At 49.6% G+C, this 17,817-nt stretch carries 16 protein-coding genes and 3 tRNA genes; 13 read left to right on the top strand and 6 right to left on the bottom strand.

What is annotated here, in order from left to right; translation table 11 throughout:
• Nucleotide 1 precedes the first annotated feature (1 nt).
• Both EDC56_RS02650 and EDC56_RS02645 read right to left on the bottom strand, forming a co-directional pair.
• Complete coding sequence (locus tag EDC56_RS02650; protein ID WP_123710970.1) at nt 2–463, bottom strand: hypothetical protein; 462 nt, start codon at nt 461–463, stop codon at nt 2–4.
• Nucleotides 464–525: 62 nt separating this feature from the next.
• Nucleotides 526–1,743, bottom strand: coding sequence for a pyridoxal phosphate-dependent aminotransferase (locus EDC56_RS02645; RefSeq protein ID WP_123710969.1), 1,218 nt, complete (start codon nt 1,741–1,743; stop codon nt 526–528).
• A gap of 179 nt (nt 1,744–1,922) precedes the next feature.
• On the opposite strand from EDC56_RS02645, the gene msrB reads away from it, so the two are divergent.
• The 11 genes from msrB (at nt 1,923) to EDC56_RS02590 (ending at nt 12,322) form a co-directional block, all read left to right on the top strand.
• A complete protein-coding gene (gene msrB / locus EDC56_RS02640; protein ID WP_123710968.1) occupies nt 1,923–2,321 on the top strand; it encodes a peptide-methionine (R)-S-oxide reductase MsrB in 399 nt (132 codons plus the stop codon).
• Nucleotides 2,322–2,538: 217 nt separating this feature from the next.
• A tRNA-Glu gene (locus tag EDC56_RS02635) sits at nt 2,539–2,614 on the top strand.
• A 2-nt stretch (nt 2,615–2,616) separates the two neighbouring features.
• Nucleotides 2,617–2,692 (top strand) — tRNA-Gly (locus tag EDC56_RS02630).
• A gap of 148 nt (nt 2,693–2,840) precedes the next feature.
• Entirely contained in the window at nt 2,841–3,773 is a 933-nt protein-coding gene (locus tag EDC56_RS02625) for an ABC transporter ATP-binding protein (protein WP_123710967.1), read from the top strand.
• Nucleotides 3,773–4,546 (top strand): ABC transporter permease, encoded by a 774-nt coding sequence (locus EDC56_RS02620; protein WP_123710966.1) that lies wholly within the window; start codon nt 3,773–3,775, stop codon nt 4,544–4,546. Before EDC56_RS02625 ends, EDC56_RS02620 begins: the two co-directional genes overlap by 1 nt.
• A gap of 79 nt (nt 4,547–4,625) precedes the next feature.
• The gene (gene queF / locus EDC56_RS02615; RefSeq protein ID WP_123710965.1) at nt 4,626–5,456 is read left to right on the top strand and encodes an NADPH-dependent 7-cyano-7-deazaguanine reductase QueF; all 831 of its coding nucleotides are present in this window, start codon (nt 4,626–4,628) and stop codon (nt 5,454–5,456) included.
• A 106-nt stretch (nt 5,457–5,562) separates the two neighbouring features.
• Nucleotides 5,563–5,650, top strand: a tRNA-Ser gene (locus EDC56_RS02610).
• A 300-nt stretch (nt 5,651–5,950) separates the two neighbouring features.
• The gene (locus EDC56_RS02605) at nt 5,951–6,265 is read left to right on the top strand and encodes a hypothetical protein (RefSeq protein ID WP_123710964.1); all 315 of its coding nucleotides are present in this window, start codon (nt 5,951–5,953) and stop codon (nt 6,263–6,265) included.
• A gap of 152 nt (nt 6,266–6,417) precedes the next feature.
• On the top strand, nt 6,418–7,746 hold the full coding sequence (locus EDC56_RS02600) for a TolC family protein (RefSeq protein ID WP_148059284.1): 1,329 nt from the start codon (nt 6,418–6,420) through the stop codon (nt 7,744–7,746).
• A gap of 75 nt (nt 7,747–7,821) precedes the next feature.
• The gene (locus tag EDC56_RS02595; protein ID WP_123710962.1) at nt 7,822–9,168 is read left to right on the top strand and encodes an efflux RND transporter periplasmic adaptor subunit; all 1,347 of its coding nucleotides are present in this window, start codon (nt 7,822–7,824) and stop codon (nt 9,166–9,168) included.
• Nucleotides 9,161–12,322, top strand: coding sequence for an efflux RND transporter permease subunit (locus EDC56_RS02590; RefSeq protein ID WP_123710961.1), 3,162 nt, complete (start codon nt 9,161–9,163; stop codon nt 12,320–12,322). Before EDC56_RS02595 ends, EDC56_RS02590 begins: the two co-directional genes overlap by 8 nt.
• A 45-nt stretch (nt 12,323–12,367) precedes the next feature.
• Here the strand turns inward: EDC56_RS02590 and EDC56_RS02585 are convergent, their stop codons facing one another.
• Both EDC56_RS02585 and EDC56_RS02580 read right to left on the bottom strand, forming a co-directional pair.
• Nucleotides 12,368–13,396: a hypothetical protein gene (locus EDC56_RS02585; RefSeq protein ID WP_123710960.1), complete on the bottom strand. Its 1,029-nt coding sequence runs from the start codon at nt 13,394–13,396 to the stop codon at nt 12,368–12,370.
• Between the two features lie 246 nt (nt 13,397–13,642).
• Entirely contained in the window at nt 13,643–13,852 is a 210-nt protein-coding gene (locus tag EDC56_RS02580; RefSeq protein ID WP_162844057.1) for a helix-turn-helix domain-containing protein, read from the bottom strand.
• 220 nt (nt 13,853–14,072) lie between these two features.
• Between EDC56_RS02580 and EDC56_RS02575 the strand changes: the two genes are divergently transcribed.
• Both EDC56_RS02575 and EDC56_RS02570 read left to right on the top strand, forming a co-directional pair.
• The gene (locus tag EDC56_RS02575; RefSeq protein WP_123710958.1) at nt 14,073–14,378 is read left to right on the top strand and encodes a hypothetical protein; all 306 of its coding nucleotides are present in this window, start codon (nt 14,073–14,075) and stop codon (nt 14,376–14,378) included.
• Nucleotides 14,379–14,612: 234 nt separating this feature from the next.
• Nucleotides 14,613–14,897 carry a hypothetical protein gene (locus tag EDC56_RS02570; protein ID WP_123710957.1) on the top strand — a complete coding sequence of 95 codons (285 nt, stop codon included), beginning with the start codon at nt 14,613–14,615 and terminating at the stop codon, nt 14,895–14,897.
• Between the two features lie 51 nt (nt 14,898–14,948).
• Here EDC56_RS02570 and hisC read toward each other — a convergent pair whose 3' ends face one another.
• A complete protein-coding gene (gene hisC / locus EDC56_RS02565) occupies nt 14,949–16,007 on the bottom strand; it encodes a histidinol-phosphate transaminase (protein WP_123710956.1) in 1,059 nt (352 codons plus the stop codon).
• Between the two features lie 80 nt (nt 16,008–16,087).
• Complete coding sequence (locus tag EDC56_RS02560) at nt 16,088–17,806, bottom strand: BatD family protein (RefSeq protein WP_123710955.1); 1,719 nt, start codon at nt 17,804–17,806, stop codon at nt 16,088–16,090.
• Nucleotides 17,807–17,817 lie beyond the last annotated feature (11 nt).

Below are 17,817 nucleotides of genomic sequence, written 5' to 3'. Positions count from 1 at the left end.
GTTAATCATGGTGCTCGCTACCGTGAAACAATAGGTCGCGAGCGATAGCAGCAGTGGCCGTTGAGTCACGCGCCTCGATGGCGCTTCTTAGGCGATTGATGCGGCTGTTTCTCTCTTGACGCTGTGAAGGAGGGAGAGAGCTCTCGGTTGAGTGCTGGTCTTTGCTGGGTAAGCTTCTCTGTGGTTCGGTCAGCAGACGCAGTGTCTTGTGGGTTATGCCGCAGCCATCAAAAGCCTCTTGTTTGACCTGTTGCTGGTAACGGATATAGCCCTCTTCCGCGAGCCATAAAATCGCCCCGAGGCAGCTGAGATGGCGTTCACTGTGCAGGCCGTATTGATCGATGTTATCTGGCCCGGAGATATCTTCGACGTAGAGGGTGATCGGTCGAGGGAAGTGGTTGTAGAGGGCAATTAAAATAAGTCCGCAATCTTTATAGAAGTCATGGATGTGTAGGTCGGCCATGGTCGCTCTTATCGAATAAGTGGGTGAGGTCGTGGCCTAGGGCTCAGCCTAGGCCAGCGGAGCTAGCGGTTGCGGTAGCGCTCGAGGAAAGCGGCAAAGCGATCGACAGCATCGCCGAGGACTTCTTGGTGCGGAAGGAATACGATGCGTACGTGCTGGGTGTCGCTGAGGTTAAAAGCGCTGCCCTGAACGAGTAGAATTTTTTCCTGCTGCAGTAGTTCTAGAACAAAGGCCTCATCGTCTTCGATGGGGTAGATTTCGGGGTCGAGACGAGGAAACAGATAGATCGCTCCCTGTGGCTTAACGCAGCTAACGCCTGGTATAGCTTGCAATTTTTGCCAGGCTAGTTCCCGCTGATCATACAGACGACCGCCATCGACGATTAGGTTGTTGATACTCTGGAAGCCACCGAGGGCGGTTTGCACCCCGTGTTGTGCCGGGACATTGGCGCATAGCCGCATTGAGGCGAGCATGTCGATGCCTTCAATGTAGTTGGTTGCCTTATGCTTGGCACCGGATAGGATCATCCAACCAGAGCGAATACCCGCGAGACGGTATGATTTAGAGAGGCCGTTAAAAGTGACAATGAAGATGTCGTCAGCGAGTGAGGCGGTCGGTATGTGACGTGCCTCGTCGTAGAGAATCTTATCGTAGATTTCGTCGGAGTAGAGAATCAGGTCGTGCTGACGGGCGAGCTCGATGACTTGCTCCAGTAGCTCCTTCGAGTAGACGGCACCGGTTGGGTTATTGGGGTTGATCAGCAGGATACCGCGGGTGCGCGGCGTGATCTTCGCCGCCATGTCTTCGATATCGGGGAACCAGCCATTTTCTTCATCACAGCGATAGTGGACGGCGTTGCCTCCGGCCAGTTTGACGGCGGCGGTCCACAGCGGGTAGTCAGGCGAGGGGATCAGCAACTCGTCGCCATTATTGAGCAGGGCCTGCATGGTCAGTACGATTAGCTCGCTGACGCCGTTACCCATGTAAATATCGTTCATCTCAACGTTGTCGATGCCCAGCTGTTGACAGTGCTGCATGACGGCTTTGCGGGCACTGAACAAGCCTTTTGATTCGCAATAGCCCTCGGCGTTAGGCAGGTTGTGAATGATATCTTGTACGATCTCATCCGGGGCATTAAAGCCGAAAGGGGCGGGGTTACCGATATTCAGCTTGAGGATACGTTGGCCATCTTCTTCCATACGATTCGCCTCAGCCAGCACAGGCCCGCGGATATCGTAACAGACGGCGTTGAGCTTGTGAGATTTAGAGATCGTCGTCATGGGGTATACTTCATCGCTGCTAGTTATTTGATAAGACAGGAAGTGTATCATGGGTGCGCCGAAAAGGGGCCCCCCGAACACATGCCTCCGTGCTCGTGAGCGGAAGCTAAGCGACAACTACTGCTTAGCTTGTATAAAATAATGATGATGACTGAGTTTAAATAAGGCAGGTCAATACGATGACGAAGAAAACGCCACAAGAATGGCGAGAGATATTAGATCCAGAAACCTTTTATGTTTGTCGAGAGAAGGGTACTGAGAAGCCATTCTCGGGTAAGTTTAATGCACATACGGCAGAGGGCGATTATCATTGCATCTGTTGCGGCGAGTTGTTGTTTCATTCGACGGCGAAGTTTGATGCCGGTTGTGGCTGGCCGAGCTTTTACCAGCAGGCCATGGAGAATATTAATATTACTGAAGATACTAGTATGGGCATGGTGCGCTTAGAGATTACTTGCGCCAGCTGCGATAGTCATCTTGGTCACGTCTTTAACGATGGACCGGATCCGACAGGGCTGCGCTACTGTGTGAACTCATTATCTCTCGATTTTCTCGCTAAAGATGACTCATCAGATTAGAACACAATGAGCTACAGGTAGTAATCGGTGGCATAACGCTGGCGATGGGCGTAGAACCCGCTTATAAAGCCTGTCGTAGGGACTCTGAAAAATTACTTATCAGTTTCTACGATAAAGTCCTTGACGCTATGGCGGCATATAAATACAATGCGCCCCGTCTTGAGGAGTTGGCCTCCTCGAAGCAAGATGATCTTAGGGTCGTCAAGCAAGGCATCGCGTCCCGTTCGTCTAGAGGCCTAGGACACCGCCCTTTCACGGCGGTAACAGGGGTTCGAGTCCCCTACGGGATGCCATTGCGGGAATAGCTCAGTTGGTAGAGCACAACCTTGCCAAGGTTGGGGTCGCGAGTTCGAGTCTCGTTTCCCGCTCCAAATTTAAAAGCCGGCTCTATAGCCGGCTTTTTCTCGTCTGAAACTTTTGCTTTTATCCTCAATAGCTTGAAAATTCTTATATAATCACAATGTTATCGCTTGGCTTTCGCATGAATTGTTCCTGCGCAGAGCGATGTAAGAGGTCACTATGACGCATGCACTTTCTATTTCAGGTTTGAAGAAGCAATACGGCAATGGTTTTGAGGCGCTCAAGGGTGTTGACCTGACTGTCGAGGCGGGTGATTTTTTTGCTCTGCTTGGGCCTAACGGTGCTGGAAAGTCGACGACGATTGGCATCGTCTGTTCTTTGGTGAATAAGACTGCTGGCCAAGTTTCTATCTTTGGTGTCGACATCGATGAGAATTTTGCCGAAGCAAAGAAGCACATTGGTGTCGTGCCGCAGGAGTTTAATTTTCATGTCTTCGAGCGTGTTATCGATATCGTATTAAATCAGGCGGGTTACTTTGGTATTGCGCGCAGTGTGGCTTTGCCGAGAGCGGAAAAATACCTTAAGCAACTCAGTTTGTGGGATAAGCGTTTCAACCAGGCGAGAGAACTTTCCGGTGGTATGAAGCGTCGACTAATGATTGCTCGCGCGTTAATTCATCAGCCCAAGTTATTAATTCTCGATGAGCCGACCGCGGGTGTCGATATAGAAATCCGCCGCTCGATGTGGGAGTTTTTACAGCAAATTAACGCCGAAGGTACCACGATCATACTGACCACGCATTATTTAGAGGAGGCGGAGCAGCTGTGTCGCAACATTGCCATTATCGATGGCGGTAAGATAGTGAAAAACACCAGTGTTAAGGCGCTGCTGCAGACCCTAGATAAAGAGACGTTGGTGCTCGATAGTATCGCGGTACTGCCTCAGCAGGTTGAGTTGTCAGGTATTCAATGTCGTCGCCTCGACGATCACAGTTTAGAGGTTGATATCCATAAGGGGGAAAACCTTAATGCTCTGTTCCGGGAGTTGGCGGTGGCAGGTATCGAGGTGAGTAGTTTGCGCAATAAGAGCAACCGACTTGAAGAGCTGTTTATTTCGATGACCGGCGAGCACGCAGCAGTGGAGGGTAAATAATGGATTTTCACGGTAACTTAATCGCACTGCAAACTATCCTAGGTAAGGAAATTCGTCGCTTTACCCGCATCTGGATACAGACGCTGGTACCTCCCGCGATTACAGTGATGTTGTACTTTGTTATTTTCGGGCACTTAATCGGCTCACGAATTGGTCAGATGGGCGGCTATAGCTATATGCAGTTTGTCGTGCCCGGGCTGATTATGATGGGGGTAATTACCAACTCCTATTCGAACGTTGTTTCGTCCTTTTTTAGCGCTAAATTTCACCATTCGATTGAGGAGTTGTTGGTCTCCCCCGTCTCTAATCATGTCATCTTGGCCGGTTATATCTTAGGGGGAGTCACTCGTGGCTTGTTGGTTGGGTTGATTGTGACAGTGTTGACGTTATTTTTCGCCGATGTCTCCATTCACAATGTCTGGGTGACGGTATCGATTGTATTGCTGACCTCGATGTTGTTCTCGTTGATGGGTTTTGTTAATGCTGTTTACGCGAATAGCTTTGATGATATATCGATTATTCCCACCTTCGTGCTAACACCACTGATTTACTTGGGCGGGGTATTTTACTCGATCGATTTGCTGCCCGACTTTTGGGCGTCGCTATCACAGTTGAATCCGATTCTATATATGGTCAATGCCTTCCGCTATGGCGTGCTGGGCTACAGCGATATCAATATCGTTTACGCCTTCGTTATAGTGGGTATTTTTAATGTTGCGTTATGGTTTTTCTGCTTGCACCTGCTATCTTCAGGCAAGCGCTTGCGCCAATAAAGTAACGTGGTGGCGCCCTTTTTTACGGGGCGTTTAATTATTTAAAATGAAATAGATCTCTTGAAGCAAAGGTGCAAACATGTCTGATGAATATTTGTCCGAGCATACTCAACTAGGTAAGACGACAGAAAATATTTATACCTATACACCGTCTTTGCTGTGCCCTATCCCGCGTGCTATGGCGCGCAAAGAATTAGGTTTTGAGGCGGAGACGCTACCCTTTAATGGCAGTGATATTTGGACCGGCTACGAGATCTCTTGGCTTGCGGAGTCAGGTAAGCCTGAAATTGCTATTGCCGAGTTCCGCATACCTGCTATGTCGCCAAATATTATCGAATCCAAATCGTTTAAGATGTATCTCAACTCTTTCAATCTCAGTAAGTTTGAAGGTTGGGGGGTGGTTGAAGAGCTGATGACTAAGGACATCAGCGCTGCTGCCGGCGCACCAGTGCAAGTGACTTTGTTAACACCGCAACAGATGTTACGTGCCGGTATTGAGTCACCGAAGGGGACCTGTATCGATGCTCACGATATTACGCTAGAGGCGTACCTTCCTGAGGCTAGCCTATTGCAAGTCTCCGAGCAGCAGGTACGTGAAGATGTTTATAGCGATCTGTTTCGCTCTAATTGCCCGGTTACTGGTCAACCTGATTGGGCGACAATCGCTATTAGCTACAGTGGCAACCAGATTGATCATGCCTCTCTGCTGCGTTATCTGGTCTCCTTCAGGGATCAGGCGGAGTTTCACGAGCAGTGTGCCGAGCGTATCTTTAGAGATATAAGCGAACAGTGTGCCCCGCAGGAGTTAACAGTGTTTGCTCGCTTCTTACGTCGAGGTGGCCTTGATATCAACCCTTGGCGCAGCAATGTGCGTGAGGCACCGCGCTTTCAGCGTCTCAGCCGCCAGTAACTCTTTTCTGTTCCGTCGTATGGTCGTTGGAGCTTATAAAGCTTGCCATTATCGAGCAGTTTGGTTAAAGTAGCGCCCGCTTGCGAGGGAGACCTTGTGGCATTGCGGACAGGTGGCCGAGTGGCCGAAGGCGCACGCCTGGAAAGTGTGTAACGGGAAACCGTTCGAGGGTTCGAATCCCTCCCTGTCCGCCATTATTTCAAAGCCCAGCCACCGTGCTGGGCTTTTTTGTTTCTAGCTACTCAGCCAACTTTTAGAATACTATCCATTTACTACGCCCACCTTTAATTGGTATTCTTCGGCGTGTATTGGGATAAATATGCTAGAGTCGTAGTCTATTCGACAGAAAATAACCCTATTGCAACTTAGACAGGATACCTCTTTTGCTTCTCAACCTTCGTCATTTACTACAGCGCAACCGCTTACATTGGGCTTCTAGTCTAGTGCTTTTGCTGGTGGTGAGCTGGGTGCTTGGGTTGTGCGTGGGGGGATCCATGTCGATGGATGCTGGCGAGTCGTCGGTCGTACAGCCTGCTGTAAAACTGATGATTATGGAGCCCGCCCAGCAGATGACGATGACGGCCACGTCAGAGCATGATTGTTGTGCTAATGTTCTCAGCACTGTCTGTGATGATACTGCTGAACTGTTGGTGCAGCTGTTTGAGCATAGTTTCATTGCAGCACTTTATGTGGCTGTTGCGCTACTTTCTATCTTTTGTGTAGCAAAAAAAATAAGCTATCCGGTGCGCCATCAGCGCCGTTTTTATCCCCCTCCTGTTTACCTCCTGAACTGCGTATTTCGTCACTAGCCAATCATTGAAGACAAATAGGGTGCGAGACTCTGTCTTGTCACTCTGTGTGTCTGTTCACCATTGATGGTACGTGATGAGCGTCAGTCTGTGTCCGGCTGACACAGTCGCTCATCACGATTGGATTTTGCGAATATTCCGTGGAGGATATCGTGGTAATACGACGAATATATATTTTCTCGCTGCTGATGAGCTGCAGCGTTCTGGCAGTTGCCAATGTGATGGCTGATCAGCGTCTAGGGTTTGTTGAAGCAGCTAAGCAGCAAAAACTCAACCCATTGACGTTGTCGGCGGCCATAGAACTTGCCTTGCGGGATGAACCCGGTGCACTGGCAAGGCTTAACGATGCGCGTGCGATGGCAAGTCGAGCAATAGCGGGTAACAGTTGGGAAGACCCTAAGGTGAAACTTGGTGTCAGTAATTTGCCGACGGACAGCTTCGACCTTGATCAGGAGGCGATGACTCAGTTAAAACTGGGTTTAACACAAGCGATTCCTCGTGGCGATAGCCATACGATAATCGCCAAGGGTTTCGATTATCAAGCGCAGGTGCAGCAAGCGCTAGCGATGGAGCGTTTACTCAAGGTTAGGGTGGCAAGCAGTATCAGTTGGTTAGAGTCTTGGTACGCCGAGCGCGCCAATGCAATTTACCAGCATGATCAGCGCCTATTTAACGATTTACTGCAGGTGGCGCAGGCCCTATATCGCGTGGGGAAGCGTAGCCAAGCAGATGTGCTAAAAGCTCAGCTGGAGATTGATCGTCAACGAGATCAACTACAGCAATCGTATACCGAGATAGCCGTGAATCGTGCGGCGCTTTCGCAGTATATCGGCGAACCTGACAGTCGCCGGCCTCTAACAGAAGTGTTGGAGTTACCGGTTTATGTCGCAAAAAACGCGTCTTTACTGCTACAACACCCGAGTGTGATTGCCATCGATAGACAGCTTGATGCTGCTCGCCAGCAAGTGGCTTTGGCGAAGGAAGCTTATAAACCTGCATGGTCAGTCAATGTCGAATATGGCAAGCGCTTGGCGGAGGATCAAGTAGGTCAACAACTCCCTGATATGCTCAGTGCCTCGCTGAGTGTTGATATACCGCTGTTTACGCGTAGTAAACAGGACCCGTTATACCTTGCAAGTCAGCATCAATTATCGGCGTTACTGGATCAGCGTGGGCAGCTACTACGCGAATTGCGTGCACAGTCGGCGGCTGCCAAGGTGAAAATAGATCGATTAGAACAGCGTATTGCGCTGTATAAAATGAGCCTATTACCGACGGCTAAACAGAGTGCGACGACCGACTTAAATGCCTATCAGAGCGGTCAAGGTGGGTTTCAAGAGGTGTTAAAAAGCCGTTTATTTTACCAGCAGGTGCAACTTGACTATGCGCGTTTACGCACCGATCTGGCTGTTAGCTTGAGCCAGTCCGAATATTTTTATCGACCACTTTCTCCTGAGATAGATGCTTCTTACCGACGATAAGTCGCGTGAAAAACTAAGTATAGCTGGTTTGAATTATTCAATAGGGCTGACAAATAGCAGCTCTGGAGTGAACAAATGAAATCTTTATTTATATATAGCGCTTTCGCCATTGTTGGTATGTTAGTTGGTATTACCCTGCAGAATCGCTGGACAATTATCGGGGATGCAGGTCAGCTCGCGAAGGAGGATAAAGCAAAGCCGCTCTATTGGGTGGCACCTATGGATGCTAATTACCGCCGAGACCGCCCGGGTAAGTCACCGATGGGCATGGACTTGGTGCCGGTGTATGAGCAGGTGAGTGATCCGCAGACAGTGCTAATCTCTGCAGCAGTAGAGCAAAATCTTGCTGTTAGGTTGGGTGTGGTAGAGCGTCGGATACTTCCGATACCTATTCAGACGGTGGGGATTGTACAGCTTGATGAAGATAAAATTTATCATGCGCACGTGCGTGCAGAGGGTTGGATCCAACAGCTGAAGGCGACGGCGGTAGGTGACCGGGTTAAAGCGGGCGAGCTGTTATTTAAACTCTATTCGCCTACGCTGGTGGCGGCACAGGAGGAGTATCTCGTGGCGCTCAATAGTGGTAACCACAAGTTGCTCAGTGCCTCGAAGGAGCGGTTGTTGGCGCTGGGCATATCGGAACAAGACATTACCTCGCTAAGGCTGCAGCGTAAGGCGCAGCAGCAGATTAGTTTCTACGCGCATCATGATGGATTTATCACGAAGTTGGCGGTCCGCGAGGGCATGTACGTAAAGCCGGACAGTGAAATTATGGCGATAGGTGACTTGGCTTCAGTGTGGGTAATCGCCGAGGTGTTTGAGCGACAGGCGGCTTGGCTCAAAGCGGGGCAGGCTGTTGAAATGACGACGATAAGTGACAACGGTCGACGTTGGATTGGTGCGGTCGAGACTATCTACCCAGTGTTAAAGAAAAAGACACGAACGGTGCAGGTACGGATACGTTTTGATAATAGTGATTTCGCGCTGAAACCTAATATGTTTGCCGACTTAATTATTAAGGCGGGGGACCATCAGCAGCGATTGCTGCTGCCCCGAGAGGCCGTTATTCGTGGTGCGCAATTTAACCGGGTGGTTAAGCAGGTTAAGGCAGGTGAATATCGCAGTGAAATTGTTTCTACCGGTATCGAGGCTGGTGCTTATGTTGAAATATTGACTGGGCTGGATGTTGGCGACAAGGTCGTGACATCGGCACAGTTCCTCATTGACTCGGAGTCAAATATTGACGCTGAAATTGCTCGTATTAATGGCGCTGAACAGCATGAAATGACAGGCGGGGCGATGAAGGTTGATGGCAGCCCTCAGATGAAGCCCGATGCCAGCAAGCGTGCTGCAGGCAAGCAGTCAGAGATGCGTTGTGGCGGTGATATGGATATGAGTCGCGAGGGGGTTAATCATGATTGAGGCTATTATTCGTTGGTCTGTGGTTAACCGTTTCATGGTGTTATTGGCAACGGCCTGCCTGATTGTCGTCGGTGGGTATGCGCTGAAGCATACTCCGGTCGACGCGCTTCCTGATCTATCCGATGTGCAGGTAATTGTTAAGACGAGCTACCCCGGGCAGGCGCCGCAAGTGGTACAGGATCAAGTAACCTACCCGTTGACGACGGCCATGCTATCGGTGCCAAAAGCGAAGACGGTTCGAGGTTTTTCGTTTTATGGGGACTCTTACGTCTATGTAATTTTTGAGGAGGGTACTGATATGTACTGGGCGCGCTCTCGCGTCTTGGAGTACTTAAGTCAGATCAGTGCTAAGTTGCCGGCGCAGGCGAAGGCCGAGCTGGGGCCTGATGCCACTGGTGTTGGCTGGGTCTATGAGTACGCGTTAGTTGATCGTAGTGGTCGTCACGATCTGGCTCAGCTTAGAAGTTTACAGGATTGGTTTTTAAAATTTGAGCTACAAGCCGTCTCCGGTGTCTCAGAAGTCAGTACGATTGGCGGCATGGTAAAGCAATATCAAGTGGTCGTCGACCCGAATAAATTGCGTGCCTATGGTTTACCGTTATCGTTAATTACAACGGCGATCCAGCAGGCGAACCATGAGTCTGGGGCCTCTGTTATTGAGATGGCGGAAGCGGAATACATGGTTAGGGTGACGGGTTATTTGCAGTCGGTAACGGATATTGAGAACGTGCCTTTGGGGGCCAGTGAAGAAGGTACGCCGATCCTATTGAAGCAAGTGGCCCGAGTGGTGGAGGGGCCGCAGATGCGTCGTGGCATTGCCGAGCTCAACGGTGAGGGTGAGGTTGTGGGGGGCGTCGTCGTGATGCGCTCGGGTGAGAATGCTCAGCAGACTATCGCAGCGGTGAAACAGCGCCTTGCGAGTTTAGCCAAGGGCTTGCCGCAAGGCGTTGAAGTCGTCGAGGTTTATAACAGGGCTACTCTGGTGCAGTCGGCGTTAGATAACTTGCGCAGCAAGTTGCTTGAAGAATTTATTGTGGTGGCGTTGGTTTGTGCGTTGTTCCTGTTTCATTTTCGCTCGGCACTGATTGTGATTATTAGCTTGCCTATCGGTATTTTGGTCGCGGTTTCAGTCATGTATTGGCAGGGGATTAACGCCAATATTATGTCGCTTGGAGGCATCGCTATCGCTATTGGGGCAATGGTAGATGGTGCCATCGTGATGATCGAAAACGTACACAAGAAGTTGGCCGCCTGTGATGACTTGAGCGATAAACAGCGTTGGCAGTTGGTCTTGGAGTCCTCTATAGAGGTAGGGCCACCGTTGTTTTATTCGCTACTCATTATTACGGTGAGCTTTTTGCCCGTGTTTGCCCTGGAGGCTCAGGAGGGCAAGATGTTTGCGCCACTGGCCTACACCAAGACTTTTGCCATGGCGGCGTCGGCGGGACTGGCTATCACTTTGATTCCGGTGTTGATGGGTTATCTCATTCGGGGGAAAGTACACAGTGAGGCGAAAAACCCGGTCAATCGCCTGTTAATGGCAGCCTATCGACCACTGTTAACGTGGTTTTTACGGCGCCCGGTGAAGACCCTACTTGTCGCAATGATCTTGACGGTAGCGGGTTTGTGGCCAATGACGCAGCTGGGCAGTGAGTTTATGCCAGAGCTCGATGAAGGGGACTTGATGTATATGCCGACAACCTATGCCGCCGTCTCTATTGGTAAGGCGCGGCAGATTTTGCAGCAGACAGACAAGCTGATCAAGACAGTGCCAGAAGTGAAGACGGTGTTTGGAAAAGTCGGACGTGCGGAGTCGGCCACGGACCCCGCGCCGTTGACGATGATCGAGACGGTTATTCAATTTAAGCCGAAGGAACAGTGGCGCCCAGGCGTGAGCAAGCAAGATATTAAGGAAGAGCTCAATCGTTTGGTCGATATTCCAGGTCTCAGCAATGCTTGGGTGATGCCGATTAAGACGCGTATCGACATGTTGGCGACGGGGATTAAAACGCCCGTAGGCATAAAAATAGCCGGCGCTGATCTGAGCGTGATTGAGTCAATTGCTAAACAGCTCGAGGCAATATTGCCTGCTGTTGAGGGCACTGCATCGGTGTATGCCGAGCGTGTCGTGGGTGGGCGCTATATCACCGTCGATATCGATCGCCAGCGGGCGTCACGTTACGGTCTTAACATTGCCGATATACAGCAGGTGGTATCGACGGCGATCGGTGGCGTTAATGTCACTGAGACGACGGAGGGGCAAGAGCGATTCCCGGTGAATGTTCGTTACCCACAGCGCTATCGGGATTCTGCCGAGCAGCTACGCTGGTTGCCTATCGTTACAAAGTCGGGGGGTAGTATTGCGTTGAGCGATGTGGCGGCGGTTCGAGTTAGTGAAGGACCACCGGCAATCAAGAGCGAAAACGCGCGGCTCAATGGTTGGGTGTTAATTGATATAGAAGGCCGAGATCTGGGTAGCTATGTGGCGGAGGCTAAAGCAAGGGTTCTTCAGCAGTTACAACTTCCCGCAGGTTACTCTATTCATTGGTCAGGTCAATACGAATATATGGAGCGAGCTAAGGCAAAGCTGACTGTGGTGGTGCCAGTGACGCTGCTGCTGATCATGGCGCTGCTGATTGTTAACTTCCGTAGTGTGACAGAGGTGTTGATAATCATGATCAGCCTGCCTTTCGCCATGGTCGGCGGTATTCTCTACCTCTACCTGGCAGGCTACCAGTTGTCGGTTGCAGTCGGTGTGGGGTTTATAGCCTTGGCAGGTGTAAGTGTGGAGATCGGTGTGTTGATGTTGGTGTACCTGAACCAAGCTTTGCAAGAGTATCGAGCACAATTTGGCGAGCCGGATCAACAGGGGCTAGCGCAGCTGGTGGGTGATACGGCGGCTTTGCGTGTACGTCCCATTGTGATGACGGCGATTACAGTGATTGTTGGTCTGGTACCTGTGATGATGGGCGAGGGCACGGGGAGTGAGGTGATGCAGCGTATCGCAGCACCGATGGTCGGTGGCATGGTGACTTCGTTGCTACTGACGCTCGTGGTGTTGCCCTGTCTCTATTTTTGCTGGCGACGCAGTGGGCTGCCGAATGAAGAGAGTGCAGGTGAGAGTGTCGTGAAGAATGACTTAGAAGAGCGTTAGTATGTAGAGAGGGAACCCTGCCTCGCGGGAGGCAGGGAGTGGGTGTTATAGTGCTAAATCGATCTCGAGAGTGACGCTCTGGCCATTATCGTATTTATGTCCGGTAATAGTGCCTTGATACTTTTGACCGACAAAAGAGCCATCATTCTCAATGGTGTCGCTTTCATCGCTGTCATTTTCTACTAAGTTTATCGTGATGTCTTCGATCTGTATGCTTAGGTCTTCCTCATTGTGTAGAACTTTGTTATCACTCTTACGAGTGGTTATTTCACGATTGTAAGAGAGTTCACCATTGCCGAGATTGGTATATAACTCGTCCGCTCTGAAAACCTCGCTACCGTCGTCATTGGCCGGTTGTGTTAGCCATAGATATTGATAGCAGGCGCTATTTAGCTGAATTGAAGAATCGACACCGGACATAGAGGATAACGTCAAGCCCTGAATGTTTAACATTGAGGAGTCATTCTTCAGTTTGACGGCGTCAAAGGTGTTATGTACTTCGGGGTTACTATCGCTTGCTGCTAGTGAAAGCTCACCGTGGATGGCGGTGCCGTATCCGTTAAAGGACAAGGGACCGACGTTGATACCTGTTAAGGTGTCGTTGGTCAGTGTGACCTTTTCAATATCGACATTGAGAGAGTCTTTTAATGCTGCAATTTGATCGGGGTCTGTAGGGTCAGCTAGTGCAGCTATTTGTTGTTCAGTAGGTTCTACTTCCGGCTTACAATAGCGTACATTGAACTCACCGGGAGTCGCTGCACTGGTAATGGTAACGATTTGTCGAACAATCTTTGACGTATCGCCTCCCGAAGACTTCTCCAGAAATAGCCACTGTCCAGAGATGTCATTCTCGGCAGTTTCTTGTACTGGTGGGTAGGGGGTGTTGTCTAAGTCTAGTGTGAGAACCTCATCTGAAGGTGCTGGGATACTAGGCTGCTCTGGTGTTGGTGTTGGTGTTGGTGTTGGTGTTGGTGCATCCGTTGGGTCGCCACCGCCACCGCCACCGCCGCCACCACCACAACCAGTTGCAACAATGGCAGCAAGACAAAGAGGGAGTAAAGTTTGAATGCGCATAATATTGGCCTAATGTTTTTATTTTAGTGGTCTAGGCAGCGGCAGATAGAAGAAGGTATCAGCCTCTGTAATTGCTCTAGTTGAGAAAATAATAAGAAAATATAGCCAAAATGTGAACTGATGACGTAAAGCTTTACAGTTACAGTTCTTAACTGGTCGTTTTTTGAGCGAAAGAAAGGGGGCGAGTAGGGAGGGGGGGCAGATATCACCGACCGTGTCGGTAAATCTTACAGTGCTTGTCACTGTTTAGCGGCAATAGGTTACCGACTTGATATACTCAATGTCTTGCTGACGCCAGAATCGCCATTGATGTAGCCTTTCTGGAGGAGGTAAACGGCCATCTTCCGCCCAGCGATGGATGACCGTGGGTGTCGTGCCGAGCTCGTGGGCGACTTCATTGCTACTGAGCCAGCCTTCGAGAAAAGCGGGTTTAGTTATTTTTTCGACTTCTTGCATTAAATGATCCTCTTTATTATTCACTAGGGAGAGGTTAGCAATTGTTTGTGACAGAAATACGACAGAAGTAAAATTAATGACGATCACGTGGTCAGAATCTTTTTTAGGCATTTATACTATTGGTGCAAAAACTTAGTCCATTAGTGGTATCTGCGAATTTATCAATACAGCGTTCTTTTTTATCATTGCTGTTAAATCATGATAGGCAAGGAATCCGGACATGTATCGAGAAATTAAAGAATATTTGCAAACAGAAGGTTTAACCGTCAACGTTGATGGGGATCGATTAATTTGCAGTGACGACGAGACACGAGTGATGTTCAGCTTCAAAGATATTTGTAGCGTTTATTATTTTTATGAACATACACCAGTAGCTTCAAGCTCTGTGTCTGAAAGCGGTTTAATCGATGATTGGAAAATGCTCTACCTAGCCGCGAAAGCAAAGGCTAAAGACGAGCAGTTCACCGATTTTTTAAGGCAGCGCCAGCTATTGGCAGAAGCTGAGCAACATGGGGCTTTTCATTAATCATCTTTAGTATCTAATTCTCGCTATTCTATTCTGCTTTTTAACTTAAAATATTGTTAATAAATGTATTTCTCTATGCCGCGAACTACATTGCTATAGTTACAGTTTGTTTAGAATGGTAATGAAATTTAATCTGGCGCAAACAAACTTTCGTTGAGGGTGGCCGTAGAGGGTTGCCCTCGTTTACTATCCTAGATAACAAAAAAAACTCCTCTTAGGATAGGTGGTAGAGAGATGGATTGGGATATGTCTGATGTGTTCCCGGTGACAGGGCTTAATAAACTCAGCCCCATGCGCTCACGCTTTATTGCTGAGCATGTACAGCGTGCCGTTTGGGGAATTCAACGAGAGAATGGTGAAGAGGTTAACGCGTGGGTAGATCATAGTGATGATCCTATTTATCAAATTATGGCAGAGCAAAACTTCCATCGTAACCCGGTGGCAAGAGCTAAGCGTTTATTGATGAGAATCTTTGCTAAGAAGAAAGCATCCAGTCAGCAGATACAAATAACCTATTAGTAAAGGCGTTATTATTTTTATAACAGCCTTTACCTAGTACTACTAGTTTTGTCATTCCTTTTGGCAGATAACCGTTAGTGCCGCTATAAGCTTTTGACACTGCTCTGCTGTACCGATAGTAATACGTAGGAACTGCTCGATACGTGGCTTTTTGAAGTGACGAACAATGATTGATTCTGTTCGTAAGCTTTGTGCGAGCTGCTCAGCATCGAAGTCATTGTGACGAATAAAAACAAAATTAGCTTTTGAAGGGATCACTGTGAAGCCCAGTGTGGTGAGCTGCTCGCTCAACTGCTCGCGACTGGCAATTATTTTATTTCGTGTTAACTCAAAGTACTCCACATCTTTAAATGATGCGCATGCTGCTGCTTCGGCAACACGGTCAATAGGATAGGAGTTGAAGGAGTTTTTAACTCGCTCCAAGGCTTCGATAAGGTGGGCTTGTGCTATGGCGAAACCAACCCGCAAGCCGGCCAGAGATCGTGACTTAGAGAGGGTTTGAACAACGACGAGGTTATCGTAGTCTTGCACTAAGCTAATGGCAGTTTCGCCACCGAAGTCGATATAGGCTTCATCGATAACGACGACACTGTCTGGGTTGGCATTTAAAATCTCACGTACTGATTCGAGGGCTAAAACCTTACCAGTAGGTGCATTTGGGTTAGGGAAGATGATGCCGCCATTGGCAATACGATAATCGTCTGGATCGATGCTGAGTTGGTCGTCGAGGGGGATTGGTTGGGTGCGAATATCATACAGCGAACAGTAAGCAGGGTAGAAGCTGTAGCTAACGTCGGGGAATAGCAGCGGGTCATCGTGGTTGAGTAGCGCTTGGAAGATGTGCGCGAGCACCTCATCAGAGCCGTTTCCGACAAAGACGGTGCTGCGTTCTAGCTGATAATAATCGGCAATAGCGTCTTTGAGTTGGTCGGAGTTGGGGTCTGGATAGAGCTCTAATTTTGCTGTACTGCTAATCGAAGAGAGTACCTTAGGTGAAGGCGGGTACGGATTCTCGTTGGTGTTTAGCTTGATAAGATTAGACAGTTTAGGCTGCTCGCCTGCGACATAGGGTGTTAGCTTGTGAACAATCGGACTCCAGAAACGGCTCATTGTTATTCTTCCACGCAAAACCCATATTGTATGCTAAATACAAAGATAGGTTAAGCATGGTTTGTGTGTTTACCTTTCGGTTAACGAGGATAAAGCGAGGCGAGCTCCTCTTCATTTTTACTGGTGGCATTACGGCAGTTGTCAATGGCGCTGAGCAAGCTGTCGCCTTGCCATGTCGTGGAGTCATCTCGATAGATATTGTTTTGCAGTTGTTGCCATGCGTGCTTGAGTGGCTCGCTTTGGCTGGCAAGTAATATGTCGCTGACCGAGCTGATGCTGGCACCAGGATAGAATGTTTTTCCCCAGCTTAGGAGGGTTGATTCGGCTTGGCGGGCGTCGTTGTTATCACAGGCGCTCTTTAGCTCGGCATAGGCGTCTTTTTCGTTAGCGTCAGCCTTATTGCTCGGCGGTGTTGTCGCCATACTGCTGGGGGGGCGACGCAGTTTGAAACAGTAGGCGAGAGTGGCTAGCCAGAGTAGGGCGAACAGTCCCGTCGATATCTGCCAAAGCGTTGTGCCCGTTTGCTGGGCCGGTGGCGGCGTGTCGCCCCGTATGCTCGTTGGCGCTGGGGCTTGGAGATTATTGTTGGGGGCGGTGGGCGCAATGGTGGTTATCGCTTGATCGGGGTTGGCAGCCACGACGACGGTTGTGGCGGGAAGTGTCGCGTGCTCCAGGCGGTTGCTGCTGGTATTCCACCAGCTAATATCGATGGCGGGTAGCGTAAAGCTACCTGCCCGGGTGGCAATGATGGCGTAGCTGTCACTGCGCGTGGCAACGCTGCCTGTGGCTGTGGCGCTATCTTCGAGTTTAGGCTTATCGGCATAGAACTTAAGTCCATCGATCTTGGGCTCCTGTATGGGAGCGAGTTGGATGGCGATGAGGCCCGAGGCTTGCTGTTGAATAGTACGAGTAATGGAGTCGCCAACCATGAGCTGCTTAGGGTCTTTGCTCCATTGCTGCTGAAGTGTTAATTGGCTGGCTGGTAACCAGTTAGCTCCCTGGAAGCTTTCGGGTGGATCAATAACATTAACAGTCGTCATTTCACTACGGCGGGTGACGGTGCGCACTTGGCTTTGGCCGAAGACAGAGGAGCGCCCGTAGGGCACTCTGGCTTTTAGCACCGCAGGCGCGATTTCTAGCTCGCCAGTGCTTTGCGGGAATACAGCATAGCGACGTTCCAAAATCGTATAGGCAACGCCGTTAATGCGTTTTTGGAATTGATTGTTATCGAGCTCTTTGACGGTGGCGTCGGCGAAATCAGGTTGGTTCAGTTCTGACCCCCTAGCAAGTTGAATAGAAGCATAGACGCGCACGGTGTAGATAAACTCTGCGCCTTTATAAACGGTGTTCTGGTCTGCGCTGGCCTCAACATAGAGCTGGTTGTTGCTATTGCTACTGCCACCACGAGGGGCCTGTTTGACGCTGAGAATATTCATCACAATAGGTTGTGTTTTCTGATCGGCGACTTCAATCGCAGGGATGCTGACTTTCCCTTGAGTCTTTGGGCTAAGTGTTAGGCTCCAGCTGCGAGTGGTGTCGCCATTCACACTTGAAGTCTGCTGACTGGTGCTGAGAATATTGAATTGATGGTTCAGCGCACTGAAGTCGGGTGAGCTATCAAAAAAACCGGCCTCGTCACTGCTAATGGTGAGTAGGAAGGTCTCATCGATGGCGACAGGGTTTCTATCGACACTGGCCGTGGTTGCGGCCCAGGCCGAGCTGAAACAGAATAGCCAAAGTAGGGTGGCTTTTAGTAGGGTGGCCCCGTGACGGGCTGTCAGTAAATGAAAAATACGCATAAAAATTCCTC

This window comes from Sinobacterium caligoides, from assembly GCF_003752585.1.
Taxonomy (GTDB): Bacteria; Pseudomonadota; Gammaproteobacteria; order Pseudomonadales; family Sinobacteriaceae; genus Sinobacterium; species Sinobacterium caligoides.
This window is presented reverse-complemented; position numbering and strand designations above follow the sequence as displayed.

What these genes read in the sequence shown, in the direction of transcription:
- queF (WP_123710965.1), top strand. Translation starts at nt 4,626, where the DNA reads ATGTCTGATGAATATTTGTCCGAGCATACTCAACTAGGTAAGACGACA.
- EDC56_RS02605 (WP_123710964.1), top strand. Translation starts at nt 5,951, where the DNA reads ATGTCGATGGATGCTGGCGAGTCGTCGGTCGTACAGCCTGCTGTAAAA.
- EDC56_RS02650 (WP_123710970.1), bottom strand. Translation starts at nt 463, where the DNA reads ATGGCCGACCTACACATCCATGACTTCTATAAAGATTGCGGACTTATT.
- hisC (WP_123710956.1), bottom strand. Translation starts at nt 16,007, where the DNA reads ATGAGCCGTTTCTGGAGTCCGATTGTTCACAAGCTAACACCCTATGTC.
- EDC56_RS02560 (WP_123710955.1), bottom strand. Translation starts at nt 17,806, where the DNA reads ATGCGTATTTTTCATTTACTGACAGCCCGTCACGGGGCCACCCTACTA.
- EDC56_RS02580 (WP_162844057.1), bottom strand. Translation starts at nt 13,852, where the DNA reads ATGCAAGAAGTCGAAAAAATAACTAAACCCGCTTTTCTCGAAGGCTGG.
- EDC56_RS02590 (WP_123710961.1), top strand. Translation starts at nt 9,161, where the DNA reads ATGATTGAGGCTATTATTCGTTGGTCTGTGGTTAACCGTTTCATGGTG.
- EDC56_RS02585 (WP_123710960.1), bottom strand. Translation starts at nt 13,396, where the DNA reads ATGCGCATTCAAACTTTACTCCCTCTTTGTCTTGCTGCCATTGTTGCA.
- EDC56_RS02595 (WP_123710962.1), top strand. Translation starts at nt 7,822, where the DNA reads ATGAAATCTTTATTTATATATAGCGCTTTCGCCATTGTTGGTATGTTA.
- EDC56_RS02645 (WP_123710969.1), bottom strand. Translation starts at nt 1,743, where the DNA reads ATGACGACGATCTCTAAATCTCACAAGCTCAACGCCGTCTGTTACGAT.
- EDC56_RS02570 (WP_123710957.1), top strand. Translation starts at nt 14,613, where the DNA reads ATGGATTGGGATATGTCTGATGTGTTCCCGGTGACAGGGCTTAATAAA.
- EDC56_RS02575 (WP_123710958.1), top strand. Translation starts at nt 14,073, where the DNA reads ATGTATCGAGAAATTAAAGAATATTTGCAAACAGAAGGTTTAACCGTC.
- EDC56_RS02625 (WP_123710967.1), top strand. Translation starts at nt 2,841, where the DNA reads ATGACGCATGCACTTTCTATTTCAGGTTTGAAGAAGCAATACGGCAAT.
- msrB (WP_123710968.1), top strand. Translation starts at nt 1,923, where the DNA reads ATGACGAAGAAAACGCCACAAGAATGGCGAGAGATATTAGATCCAGAA.
- EDC56_RS02620 (WP_123710966.1), top strand. Translation starts at nt 3,773, where the DNA reads ATGGATTTTCACGGTAACTTAATCGCACTGCAAACTATCCTAGGTAAG.